Source organism: Geodermatophilus sp. SYSU D00879 (assembly GCF_054050375.1).
Map to the genome: position 1 here is coordinate 1 of NZ_JBJGZF010000020.1, position 12,360 is coordinate 12,360.

At 77.6% G+C, this 12,360-nt stretch carries 9 protein-coding genes and 1 pseudogene; 6 read left to right on the forward strand and 4 right to left on the reverse strand.

The genetic code is table 11. The annotated features are described in order from the left end of the window. Positions 1-202: 202 nt before the first annotated feature. Entirely contained in the window at positions 203-2,458 is a 2,256-nt protein-coding gene (locus tag ACI79B_RS20105) for a sodium-translocating pyrophosphatase (RefSeq protein ID WP_456929813.1), read from the reverse strand. Between the two features lie 333 nt (positions 2,459-2,791). On the opposite strand from ACI79B_RS20105, the gene ACI79B_RS20110 reads away from it, so the two are divergent. Beyond that, the gene (locus ACI79B_RS20110) at positions 2,792-5,398 is read left to right on the forward strand and encodes a DEAD/DEAH box helicase (protein WP_456929814.1); all 2,607 of its coding nucleotides are present in this window, start codon (positions 2,792-2,794) and stop codon (positions 5,396-5,398) included. Positions 5,399-5,425: 27 nt separating this feature from the next. Here ACI79B_RS20110 and ACI79B_RS20115 read toward each other — a convergent pair. From ACI79B_RS20115 to ACI79B_RS20125, 3 genes and pseudogenes are all read right to left on the reverse strand, one after another. Continuing rightward, positions 5,426-5,755, reverse strand: a pseudogene (locus tag ACI79B_RS20115) (Rv3654c family TadE-like protein); the annotation flags it as partial. Continuing rightward, the gene (locus ACI79B_RS20120; protein ID WP_456929815.1) at positions 5,752-6,084 is read right to left on the reverse strand and encodes a TadE family type IV pilus minor pilin; all 333 of its coding nucleotides are present in this window, start codon (positions 6,082-6,084) and stop codon (positions 5,752-5,754) included. The pseudogene ACI79B_RS20115 and the gene ACI79B_RS20120, both read right to left, overlap by 4 nt. A gap of 44 nt (positions 6,085-6,128) precedes the next feature. After that, complete coding sequence (locus ACI79B_RS20125; protein WP_456929816.1) at positions 6,129-6,380, reverse strand: DUF4244 domain-containing protein; 252 nt, start codon at positions 6,378-6,380, stop codon at positions 6,129-6,131. A gap of 219 nt (positions 6,381-6,599) precedes the next feature. On the opposite strand from ACI79B_RS20125, the gene ACI79B_RS20130 reads away from it, so the two are divergent. The 5 genes from ACI79B_RS20130 to ACI79B_RS20150 are packed head-to-tail and all read left to right on the forward strand — an operon-like array spanning position 6,600 to position 12,136. Beyond that, positions 6,600-8,024 carry a glycosyltransferase gene (locus ACI79B_RS20130; protein ID WP_456929817.1) on the forward strand — a complete coding sequence of 475 codons (1,425 nt, stop codon included), beginning with the start codon at positions 6,600-6,602 and terminating at the stop codon, positions 8,022-8,024. Further along, positions 8,021-9,202 carry a hypothetical protein gene (locus tag ACI79B_RS20135; RefSeq protein ID WP_456929818.1) on the forward strand — a complete coding sequence of 394 codons (1,182 nt, stop codon included), beginning with the start codon at positions 8,021-8,023 and terminating at the stop codon, positions 9,200-9,202. The genes ACI79B_RS20130 and ACI79B_RS20135 overlap by 4 nt, the downstream gene beginning before the upstream one ends. Beyond that, the gene (locus ACI79B_RS20140) at positions 9,199-10,260 is read left to right on the forward strand and encodes an ATP-grasp domain-containing protein (protein ID WP_456929819.1); all 1,062 of its coding nucleotides are present in this window, start codon (positions 9,199-9,201) and stop codon (positions 10,258-10,260) included. The genes ACI79B_RS20135 and ACI79B_RS20140 overlap by 4 nt, the downstream gene beginning before the upstream one ends. Continuing rightward, entirely contained in the window at positions 10,257-11,408 is a 1,152-nt protein-coding gene (gene wecB, locus ACI79B_RS20145) for a non-hydrolyzing UDP-N-acetylglucosamine 2-epimerase (RefSeq protein WP_456929820.1), read from the forward strand. Before ACI79B_RS20140 ends, wecB begins: the two co-directional genes overlap by 4 nt. After that, positions 11,405-12,136: an HAD family hydrolase gene (locus ACI79B_RS20150; RefSeq protein WP_456929821.1), complete on the forward strand. Its 732-nt coding sequence runs from the start codon at positions 11,405-11,407 to the stop codon at positions 12,134-12,136. The genes wecB and ACI79B_RS20150 overlap by 4 nt, the downstream gene beginning before the upstream one ends. The last annotated feature ends 224 nt before the right edge of the window (positions 12,137-12,360 follow it).

Consider the following 12,360-nt stretch of genomic DNA (forward strand, 5'->3'; position numbering starts at 1 on the left):
GGGGGTGTTGTTTTTTTTGGTTGTGGGGGGGGCCGGGGGGGGGGGGGGGGGGGGGGGGGGGCGGGGGGGGCCCCCCCCCCCGCGGACGCTAGGACGGCCCTGCGGCGGGACCGGCCGCGTCGTCCACAGCCGGCTGCCCGTCCACAGACCGCCGCCGCGGGCCTCCGCCCGGCCGGGCCGGGCGGAGGCTCGCGGGGTGGTCTCAGGAAGCGGACGTGGTCAGCGTGCCGGCCGGCTCCCCGGCGGTGCCGCCGACGACGACCGAGCGGCGCTTGGAGACCACGACGGCGCCGATGACCACCAGCGCCGCGGCGCCGGCGATGAGCAGCCGCACCGTGGTGTTGGCGCCCTCCCCCACGTGCAGGCTGACGACCGCCGGCGCGATGAGCAGCGCCACCAGGTTCATCACCTTGATCAGCGGGTTGATCGCCGGGCCCGCGGTGTCCTTGAACGGATCGCCCACGGTGTCGCCGATGACGGTGGCCGCGTGCGCCTCGCTGCCCTTCCCGCCGTACGCGCCGTCCTCGACCATCTTCTTGGCGTTGTCCCAGGCCCCGCCGGAGTTGGCGAGGAAGACCGCCATGAGGGTGCCCGCGGCGATCGCGCCGACCAGGTAGGCGGCCAGCGGGCCGAAGCCGAGGCCGAACCCGACCGCCACCGGCGCCAGCACGGCCAGCAGCCCGGGGGTGGCCAGCTCGCGCAGCGAGTCCTTGGTGCAGATGTCGACGACGGCGGAGTAGTCCGGCCGCTCGGAGAAGTCCATGATCCCGGGGCGGGTGCGGAACTGCTCGCGGACCTCGAACACCACCCGCCCGGCGGCCCGGGACACCGCGTTGATCGCCAGCCCGGAGAAGAGGAACACCACCGCCGCGCCGATGACCGCGCCGACGACGTTGTCCGGCTCGACGAGGCTGAACGCCTGCCCCAGGTCGGCGCCGTCGAGCGCGGCGCGGACCTGCTCGTTGTAGGAGCCGAACAGCGCGGTGGCGGCCAGCACGGCGGTCGCGATCGCGATGCCCTTGGTGATGGCCTTGGTGGTGTTGCCGACGGCGTCGAGGTCGGTGAGCACGCGGGCGCCGTCCTCGTCGATGTCGCCGGACATCTCGGCGATGCCCTGCGCGTTGTCGCTGACCGGGCCGAAGGTGTCCATCGAGACGATCACGCCGGCGGTGGTGAGCAGCCCGCACCCGGCCAGGGCGACGGCGTACAGCGCCGCGCCACCGCCGATGAGGAAGGCTCCGTAGACGGCGGCGCCGATGAGCAGGGCGGCGTAGACGGCCGACTCCAGGCCCAGCGAGATGCCGGAGAGCACCACGGTCGCGGGGCCGGTGAGCGAGCTGCGGCCGACGTCGCGCACGGGCTTGCGGCTGGTCTCGGTGAAGTAACCGGTGAGCTGCTGGATGGCGGCGGCGAGCACGATGCCGATCAGGACGGACACGAAGCCGAGCACCTGGGGGTTGACCACCGAGTCGGGGACGTCGGCGACGCTCGGCAGCACGGTGAAGGCCGCGGCGGCGACGAGGACGAGGGAGACGACCGCGGAGGTGAAGAAGCCGCGGTTGATGGGGGCCAGGCCGCTGGCGTCGCCCTTGCCCGGGTTGCTGGCGAGGATGCCGACGACGGAGGCGAGCACGCCGATCGCGGCGACGACGAGCGGGAAGACCATGCCGACCGCGCCGAAGAAGACCTGCCCGAGGATCAGCGCGGCCACGAGGGTCACCGCGTAGGACTCGAAGAGGTCGGCGGCCATGCCGGCGCAGTCGCCGACGTTGTCGCCGACGTTGTCGGCGATGGTGGCGGCGTTGCGCGGGTCGTCCTCGGGGATCCCGGCCTCGACCTTGCCGACGAGGTCGGCGCCGACGTCGGCGGCCTTGGTGAAGATGCCGCCGCCGACGCGCATGAACATCGCCAGCAGCGCGCCGCCGAAGCCGAAGCCCTCGAGCACGACGGGGGCGGTCTCGTCGAACAGCAGCAGCGCCAGCGAGGCGCCGAACAGGCCCAGGCCGACGGTGATCATCCCGCAGACCCCGCCGGTGCGGTACGCGATGCGGAAGGCCGGCCGGTAGCCGCCGGCGCGGGCGGCGGCCGCGACCCGGACGTTGCCGCGCGTGGCCAGCGTCATGCCGATGAAGCCGACCGTCGCGGAGAACAGGGCGCCGACGAGGAAGAAGACCGCGCGGCCGATGCGGGTGCCCCAGCCGCCGTCGTGGACAGGCAGGACGAGCAGGAGCAGGAAGACGATCACGGCGAAGACGCCGAGCGTGCGGAACTGCCGCCGCAGGTAGGCCCCGGCGCCCTCCTGCACGGCCCGGGCGATGTCCCGCATGCGGGTGGTGCCCTGCTCGGCGGCCAGGACGGCGCGCACGAGGGACCACGCGAACACCAGTGCAGCCAGCGAGACGACGAGGGCTGCCGTCACGAGGACGACGTCCCCGCCGGAGAGATCATTGTCCGGCATCGGTACCTCCCAGCGGTCGGCTGCCGACGGGCGGCTCGCGTCCCCGGTCGGCGGAGAGCACGTCGGCGGGCGGGACCGCCCGGAGACGAGGCGCGAGTGTAAGCGAGATCACACTCCGCAGTCTGCCCCCTCCCCGGAACCGCTGTGGGGGCAGTGCGTGACCGCAGGTGGGCGGAGGGTCGCTCCCCTCCCCGGGACGAGGGGCGGCTTGCCCCCGGGTGTGACAGTGGAGGGGTGACCACGCTCCACCCGGTCCGGTCGGTTGCTCCCCCACCCGGCCGCGGAGGGTCCTCGGGGGGCGAGGCGCCGGGCACCGCGGTGGAGGAGCCCACCGTGGAGGGCACTGCCGTGGACGGCACGCCGGTCCACGGTGCGGCCGCCGCGCACGGGTCCGCGGCCCCCGAGAGCGCCGGGTCCCCGGACGCCGTGCCGCCGGGCGCCGAGCTGCTCGGGGACCTGCTGGCCGGCACCCCGGAGGAGGAGTCCCCGGTCACCCACGTGCACCGGCTGGCGGTGCGGGAGAGCCGGACGCTGCCCTGGCCGGAGTGGGTCGAGCCGGGCCTGCGGGAGCGGCTGGAGCAGCAGGGCGTCCGCGAGCCGTGGCGGCACCAGGTGGAGGCCGCCCAGCTCGCCCACGACGGCACCTCGGTGGTCGTGGCCACCGGCACCGCGTCGGGCAAGTCGCTGGCCTACCAGCTGCCCGCGCTGACCCGCCTGGCCGAGGACCCGCGCGCCTGCGTCCTCTACCTCGCGCCGACCAAGGCGCTGGCCCGCGACCAGCTGGCCTCGGTCGCCGCGCTGGCCGACCCGTCGGTGCGGCCGGCCGCCTACGACGGCGACACCCCCGCCGAGGAGCGCGACTGGGTGCGCCGGCACTCGCGGTGGATCGTCACCAACCCGGACATGCTGCACCGCGGCGTGCTGCCGGCCCACCAGCGCTGGTCCTCGACGCTGCGCCGGCTGGCCTACGTCGTCATCGACGAGTGCCACGCCTACCGCGGGGTGTTCGGCTCGCACGTCGGGCACGTGCTGCGCCGGCTGCGCCGCATCTGCCGCCGCTACGGCGCCGACCCGGTGTTCGTGCTGGCCTCGGCGACCGTGGCCGAGCCGGCCGCGGCGGCCAGCCGGCTGGTCGGGGCGCCGGTCGTGGCCGTGACCGACGACGGTTCCCCGCGCCCGGGCGCGACCTTCGCGCTGTGGGAGCCCCCGCTCACCGAGCAGACCGGCGAGCACGGGGCGCCGCTGCGCCGGTCGGCCGCCGCGGACACCGCCGGGCTGCTGGCCGACCTGGTCGACCGCGGCGCGCGGACGCTGGCGTTCGTCCGGTCCCGGCGCAGCGCCGAGTCGGTGGCCGAGCAGGCCCGCCGGCTGCTGGCCGACCGGGGCCGCGGCGACCTGGTGCGGCGGGTGGACTCCTACCGCGGCGGCTACCTGCCCGAGGAGCGGCGCGAGCTGGAGCGGGCGCTGTCCGCGGGCGAGCTGCTGGGCGTGGCCACCACCAACGCCCTCGAGCTCGGCATCGACATCGCCGGCCTCGACGCCGTGGTGCTCGCCGGCTACCCCGGCACGCTGGCCTCCCTCTGGCAACAGGCCGGCCGCGCCGGGCGGGCGCAGCGGGAGTCGCTGGTCGTGTTCGTCGCCCGCGACGACCCGCTGGACCACTACCTGGCCCACCACCCCCGCGCGGTCTTCGGCCGGCCGGTCGAGGCCACCGTCACCGACCCCGCCAACCCCTACGTGCTGGGGCCGCAGCTGTGCTCCGCGGCGGCCGAGCTGCCGCTGACCCCCGAGGACCTGCCCGACTTCGGCGGCCCCGTGGCCGAGGCGCGGCTGGCGGAGCTCGTCGCCGCCGGGGACCTGCGGCGGCGCCCGGCCGGCTGGTACTGGGCCGGGCGTGGGCGCCCCGAGGTCGACATCCGGGGCAGCGGCGGCGAGCCGGTGGCGATCATCGAGGGCGACACCGGCCGGCTGCTGGGCACCGTGGACGGCGGGGCGGCACACTCCACGGTGCACACCGGCGCGCTGTACGTGCACCGCGGCGAGACCTTCGTCGTCGACGAGTTCGACCCCGAGGACGCCTGCGCCGTCGTGCACGCCGAGAGCCCGGAGTGGACCACCGTGGCCCGCGACGTCACCGACCTCTCCGTCGTGGACGTCGAGCGCACCCGCCGGCTGGGCACGGTCACCGCGCACACCGGCGTCGTCGACGTGACCAACCAGGTCGTGGCCTACCAGCGCCGGCGGGCCGGCACCGGCGAGGTGCTCGCCGAGTTCCCGCTGGACCTGCCGCCGCGCCAGCTGCGCACCCGCGCGGTGTGGCTGACCCTCGACGCCGACGCGGTGGCCCGCGCCGAGGTCGACGACCTGGCGCTGCCCGGGTCGCTGCACGCGGCCGAGCACGCGGCGATCGGCATCCTGCCGCTGCTGGCCACCTGCGACCGCTGGGACCTGGGCGGGCTGTCCACCGCGCTGCACCCGGACACGGGGACCGCGACGGTGTTCGTCTACGACGGGCACCCCGGCGGCGCCGGCTTCGCCGAGCGCGGTTTCGCGGCGCTGCGGCGCTGGCTGCGGGCCACCCGGGCCACCGTCGCCAGCTGCGAGTGCGAGAGCGGCTGCCCCTCCTGCGTGCAGTCGCCCAAGTGCGGCAACGGCAACGACCCGCTGGACAAGGCCGGCGCGGTGCGCGTGCTCGACGTCGTGCTCGACGAGCTGGCCGCGGCCGAGGACACCACGGACGCCGACGACGCCGAGGAGTCCGAGGCCGAGGGCACCGCCCACGTGATGCCGACCGGGCCGGTCCGGGGGCTGCTGCGGCGGCCGGGCACCGGGCGGACCGCTCCCCGGCCCGGGCCCGCGCAGGAGCCCGACGCCGAGGGGCCCGCGGAAGCCGCCGCGGACGCCGGCGCCGGCCACGTCGAGGACGGCCTGGTCTTCTGAGCCCGCGGGCGGCGCCGGCCCGGCGCGCGCGACCGCCTCGGCGCGGCGGGCGCCCAGCGGCCCGAGCGGCACGGTGACCGCGACCCGGACGTCGACGACCGCGCCGTCCCCGACCGTGCAGGCGGCCAGGTCCGCGCCGTTGGCCCGCGCCACCTCGGCGGCGGCCGCGCACGCGGCCGGGTCCCCGGTGACCGCCCGCGCCGTGGCGGCGAGCGCGGCGAGGTCGGCCGCGGACCCGGCGCGGTGGCGGGCCACCACCGCCGCCCCGACGAGGACCGCGGCCAGCCCGACCAGCGCGAGCACGCCGGCCAGGGCCACCGTCCACACCGTCGCCGAGCCCCGCTCCCGCTCGCTCACCCGCCGGCCACCCCGGGCTCCAGCCGGGCGACCGCACTCGCCCCGACCCCGACGGCCGGGCCGACGCCCAGCGGCGCCACCGACGCGCCGACGGTGACCCGGACCTCCTCCCCCGCGACGACCACCGCGGTCACCGCCCCGTCCGGCGCCACCCGGGCGGCCAGCGCACGGACCTGCGCCGCGTCCTCCCCGCGGGCGGCGGCGCGGGCGCCCTCCCGCGCAGCGTCCACGCAGCGCAGGTGCGCGCCGACCACCACGACGGCGGAGACGACGGCCGCGAGCACCAGCACCAGCACGGGCAGCACGACGGCGGTCTCGGCGGTGACCATCCCGGCCTCCCGCCGGCCCGGGGGCACCGCGCGGCGGCGCACGGTCAGGAGAGGGCGCCGAGCGCGGACTCGACCAGGTCGCCGAGCGCGCTGACGACCGATCCCCCGGTCACCACGCGGTAGAGGACCGCGGCGAAGGCGCAGGCCGCGACCGTGCCGACGGCGTACTCGGCGGTGCTCATGCCCGCCTCGGCGGTCGCGCGGACCCGAGCCCAGCGGGCGGCGAGCCCGCGCCGAGCGGGTTCCTCGGGGATCGGCCCGGCCGGGTCCTCAGCGGGCGGGTGGTGGGTGGTCACGGCTCCTCCTCGGGTCGGGCGGCCCCGGTCGCGGGGCGCGTCCCGACCCTCACCGCGCCGGGCGCCTCCGCCGGTGCCCGCCCGCAGGCTGTGGACGACGGGCCGCCTGTGGACGGCGGACGGCGGGGTGTCGGTGCTTCCGCTTCAGGTGGTCCCCGCAGATGCCGAATCAGCGAGGAGGTGGCGCGCACGCGTCACCGCAGGCCGGGAGGAGGACCCGTGGCACACGGCACCGACCGCCCCGAGGGCCGCCCCCTCGTGCTCGCCGGCTACGTCGTGGCGCTCGCCGCCGCGGCCGCCGCGTTCGGGCTGGACCGGACGCTCGGCGTCGTCGCCGGCGCGCTCAACGTGGTGTTCGGCGTCTACTTCTGCCGGCACCTCTCCTTCGCCGTCGCCGCCGCCCGCTGGGCCGAGCGCGACCTGCTCGCCGCCGACGTCGGGCTGGACAGCTACACCCCGCCGGTCGCGGTGCTCGTGGGCTGCAAGAACGAGGAGCTCGTCGTCGACGGGATGGTGTCCGCGCTGCTCGCCCTGGACTACCCGGCCGACCGGCTCACCCTGGTCGTCGTCGACGACGGCTCCGACGACGCGACCGGCGCGAAGCTCGACGCCTGGGCGGCGCGGGAGCCGCGGCTGCGCGTGCTGCACCGCCCGCCCGGCGCCGGCGGCGGCAAGTCCGGCGCGCTCAACGAGGCCCTGCACCTCGTCGACGCCGAGGTCGTGCTGGTCTTCGACGCCGACCACGAGCCCGAGCCCACGGCGCTGCGCCGGCTGGTCCGGCACTTCCGCGACCCGGTGGTCGGCGCGGTGATGGGCCGCTGCGTGATCCGCAACGGCAAGGACTCGTCCATGGCCGGCGTCGTCTTCGTCGACTACCTCTCCGGCTACCTGGTCAACGAGTACGGCCGCCAGGCGCTGTTCGAGCTGCCCGCCTACGGCGGCGCCAACTGCGCGGTGCGGATGAGCACGCTGCGCGCGCTCGGCGGCTGGAACCCGGAGACCGTCACCGAGGACACCGACCTGACGCTGCGCATCCTCATGGCCGGACAGCGGGTCCGCTACGACGTCTCGGCCATCGACTTCGAGGAGGCGGTGGTCAGCGCCCAGCGGTTCTGGAAGCAGCGCTACCGCTGGGCCCGCGGCCACCAGAAGTGCCTGCGCGACTACTGGCGGCCGCTCATGCGCACGCGGCACCTCTCCCCGCTGGAGAAGGTCGAGACGTCGCTGTTCCTCGCCGTCTACCACGTGCCGCTGCTGTCCGGCCTGGGCCTGCTGCTCACCGCCCTGCGGGCCTTCGGGATCGGTGACCTGCCGGTCGTCGGGCTGCTGCCGCTGTCGATGCTGCTGTTCATCGGCCCGCTCGCCGAGCTGTGCGTCGGGCTGCTGGTCGGCCGGGTCGAGCGGCGGTCGGCCTGGCGGCTGCTGGGCTTCCTCCCGGCGTTCGCGCTGTCGATCTGGATCACCTCTCGCGCCTACGTCGACGGGATGCTCGGGCGGCCCTACAGCTGGGTGAAGACCAGCCGGTCGGGCGCCACCTCGACCGTGCTGCCGGCAGCCGTCCCGGCGCCCGCCGTGGAGGAGAGCGCCGCCTTGCCCGCCGGCCGGCCGCGGTCGTTCGCCGTCACTGCCTGGGAGGAGCGGTGAGCGCCGCCGGTCTCGCGGTCCCGCCCGTCCGCCGCAGGGCGTGGCGCGGGACGAACCGCCGGCTGGTGCCGGTGCTGTTCGACCTCGCGCTCGCCGCCGCGATCTGCGTGCTGGGCTTCCGCTACCTGTCCGGCCCGCTGCAGGTGGTCGAGGCGGCCGGGGTGGCGACGGTGCTCGGCTGGATCGCGCCGGGGCAGGTGTCGGGGGTGCTGCCGCAGCACGTGCTGCTCTTCCCCGGCGACGGCGGGATCATCGACGCGGTCGTGACGGCGTCGTGCTCGTCGGTGCTGTCGGTGCTGGGGCTGACCGCGCTGACCGCCGTCGTGCTGCGCAGCCGCAGGCTGCACGCCGTCGGGGGGCTGTTGGTCGCCGTCGCGGCGCTGTTGCTGCTCAACCACGGCCGGCTGCTGCTGTCGGCGGGGGCGGGCCTGCTGTGGGGCGAGGGCGCGCTGGTCCTCTTCCACGACTGGGTCGGCACGGTGTGGAACCTCGTGGCCACCCTCGGCGGCTTCCTGCTCATGGTGTGGATCACCCTGCCGACCCTCGAGCGGGCCGAGCAGGACGTGTCGGGCCGGCACACCGCCCGCCGTCCCGACAGCTGGGCGCGTCCCGGCCTCGGCTACCGCGACCCGGGTGGTGACGAGCGGCGCGCCCGGAAGCGGCGCACCACGGTCACCGGGCTGCTGCACCGCCACGTCTACCCGCGCCGGCTGTCGGCCTGGCTGGCCGCCCGCCGGGAGTCCGGGCGGGTGGACTACCGGCTCGGCCACCTCCCTCCGGACCGCCGGGCCGAGCGCGTCCGCGAGCTGGCCGCCGACGGCCTGGGCGCGCACAGCGCCTCGCTGGTGGCCGTGGCCACCTACGAGACCGACCTCGCCGTCCTGGACTGCCTGGCCGAGTGCGTCGCCGCGCGGCAGTGGGAGCCGGTCACCGGCAGCCGGGTGGCCTCGCTGCGGCTGTGGGCGCGGGGCTGGCTGCTGGCCCGGCCGGCCGTCGACGACGGGGTGGCGGCCCGGCCGGTCCACGCGCCTCAGCCGACGGTCCCGGTCGCGCGGATCGCGGTGCCGCCCGCCGCGTCCCCGGCCGCACCGCCGCCCGCCGCCCTGCCGCCGCCCGGCCCCGCCGCCCCGCACCCCGCCAGCTTCGCCCGCCCGAACGACTCGGAGACGCCCCGGTGACCTCGACCCTGCACCCCGCGCCCACGCCTCCGGCCCGCGGTCGGCACGCGGACCCGGACGCGGCGCGCCCCGCCGTCCTCGTCACCGGGGCGGGCGGCCCGGCCGGCGTCGCGGTCGTCCGCCGCCTGGTCGCCCTCGGGCACCGGGTGGTCGGCGTGGACGCCGACGGGACCGCCGCCGGCGCGGCGCTGGCCACCGTCGGTGCGGTCGTCCCGCGCGCGGACCACGTGCGCTTCGTCGACGCCCTCGTGTCCCTCGCGACGACGCACGGCGTGGATGCGCTGATCGGCACGGTCGCCGAGGAGTTGCCCGCCCTCATCGCCGGTGCGGAGCAGCTGGCCGCGGCCGGGGTGGCCACCTGGCTGCCGTCGGCGGACAGCGTGGAGCTGTGCTGCGACAAGGCCGCGTTCGCCCGCGCGCTGCGCGACGCCGGGGTCCCCCACCCCGCCACCACCGGCACTCCCGCCGGGCTGGTGCGGGTCCCGGGCCCGTGGGTGGTCAAGCCGCGCGCCGGGCGCGGCAGCCGCGGGGTGCGCCTGCTCGACGCCCGCTCCGCGGTCGCCGAGGCCCTGTCCGAGGACGCCTCGCTCATCGCGCAGACCCGGCTCGAGGGGTGCGAGTTCACCGCCGACGCCCTCGTCGGCCGCGACGGCGGGCTGCTCACGGTGGTGCCGCGCTGGCGCGACGACACCCGGGCCGGCATCTCGGTCAAGGGCACCACCTTCGACTCCCCCGCCGTGACCGACGTGGTCGCCGCCGCGCTGGAGGCGGTGCGGCTGACCGGCCCGGCGAACGTGCAGGGCTTCGTCGCCGACGACGGCCGCGCCACCGTCGTCGAGATCAACCCGCGGTTCTCGGGCGGGCTGCCGCTCACGCTGGCCGCCGGGGCCGACGTCGTCAGCGCCCACCTCACCGGCATCCGCGACCCGCAGGCCCGGCTGCCGCACCTGTGGTTCACCCCGGGCGTGCGGATGAGCCGCTACTTCGCCGAGACCTACACCGCCGAGGACGGCACCCCGGTGACCGACCCGTGCGCCGCGCAGGCGGTGTCCGCGTGAGCCGCCGGCGGCACGTGCTCGTGCCCTTCGGGACCCGCCCCGAGGTGGTCAAGCTCGCCCCGGTGGTGGCGGCCCTGACCGCCGCGGGGCACCGGGTCGACGTCGTCGACACCGGCCAGCACACCGACCCGGCGCTCTCCACCCGGCTGCAGGAGACCCTCGGCCTCGCGCCGACCTGCCGGTTCGCGCTGCCCACCGACGACCCCGCGGCCCGGTACGGCGCGCTGCACGCCGACGCCGCCCGCGCGGTGGCCCGGTTCCGGCCCGACGTCGTCCTGGCGCTGGGCGACACGAACACCGTGCCGGCCTACGCGCTGGCCGCCCGCGGCGCCGGCGTGCCGTTCGCGCACCTGGAGGCCGGGCTGCGCAGCCTGAACCCGCGCAGCGTCGAGGAGGTCAACCGGCGGGTGGCCGCGGCGGTGGCCGCCCTGCACCTGGCCCCGACCCGGCGGGCCGCCGCGTTCCTCGCCGCCGAGGGCGTGCCCGCGGAGCGGGTGTTCGTGGTCGGCAACCCGGTCGTGGACACGCTCGTGGCCCGCGGCGTCCGCCCGGTCCCGGTGGCGCAGCGGTCCGGCGTGCTGGTGACCGCGCACCGGCCCACCAACGTCGACGACCCGGTGCGGCTCAAGCGGCTGGTGGGGGTCGTCCGCGCGCTGGCCGACCAGGTCGGGCCGGTGACCTTCCCGGTGCACCCGCGGACCGCGGCCCGACTGGCGGCCGCCGGCCTGGACGCCGAGCTCGACCACCCGGCGATCACCCGCACCGGCCCGGTCGACTACGACACCCTGCTGGCCGCGCTGGCCTCGGCCCGGCTGGCGGTGACCGACTCCGGCGGCATCCAGGAGGAGGCCGCCTTCCTCGGCGTCCCGGTGGTCGTGCTGCGCGGCTCGACGCCGCGGTGGGAGGGCGTCGAGGCCGGCACCACCACGCTGGCCGGCCTGGCCGACGACTCCGCCGCCGACGCCGTCCTGGCCGCGGCCGCCGCGCACACCAGCCCCGCGGGGCAGGCCCGCGCGGCCGGCCTGCCTTGCCCCTACGGCGACGGCACGACCGGGCCGCAGGTGGCCGCCGTCCTCGCCGACGAGGCCACCGACGCGCTGCTGGCGCTGGACGAGCCCGACTTCACCGACGGCCGGCTGCCGTGGTGAGCACCGCGCCGGACTGGGACGGCCCGCCACCGCTGGCCGTCGTCGTCGACCTCGACGACACCCTCTACCCGCAGGCCGCCTACCTGGCGGCGGCCGCGGCGGACGTCGGGGCCGCCGCCGGCGCGGCCGGGCTGGACGGCGACGCGGTGCACGCCGCGCTCGTCGCGGAGCTGGCCGCCGGGTCCGACGCCGGCGGGACGATCGACCGCGCGCTGCTCGCCGCCGGGGTGCCCGCCGGCGACCTGCCCCGGCACCTACCGCCGCTGGTCGCCGCGTTCACCGCCTGCACGCCGGCGTCGCTGGACCCCTACCCCGGCGCCCCGGAGGCCCTCGCGGCGCTGGCCCGGGCCGTGCCCGTCGGCTGCCTGACCGACGGCAACCCGGTCATCCAGGCGGCCAAGCTCGCCGCGACCGGGCTCGGCCCGCTGCTGACCGAGGTGCTGGTCACCGACACCCTCGGCGGCCGGGCCGCGCGGAAGCCCGCCCCGCAGGGGCTGCTCGCGCTCGCCGCGCGCCTGGGTGTCCCCGCCGACCGGGTGCTGGTGATCGGCGACCGCCCCGGCAAGGACGTCGCCGTCGCCGCGGCCGTGGGCGCGCGGGCGATCCGCGTCCGGCAGGGCGAGTACGCGGCGGCGCCGGACGTCCCCGCCCCGTGGGCGGGGACCGGCACGTTCCCCGAGGCCGCGGAGCTCGCCCTGGCGGTGGTCGCCCGGGCCGTCGCGGTCTGAGCACGGCCGGTCCCTCCTCGGGGGGACCGGACCCGCGGCCGCCTGCACGCGGCGCCCGGGCCGTTCTTCGGACCTCCGGCGGGGCCGGGGGCGCGCCGGTCCGGGAGGAGCCCCACGGCAGGCAGGACACGGCGGCGCGCGGTCCCCGCCGTCTCCTGGCAGGTCCACGGCTCTTACCACGTCGCCTGGCGGGACCTCGGGCCCCGCTGCCCGCCCTCGACGGA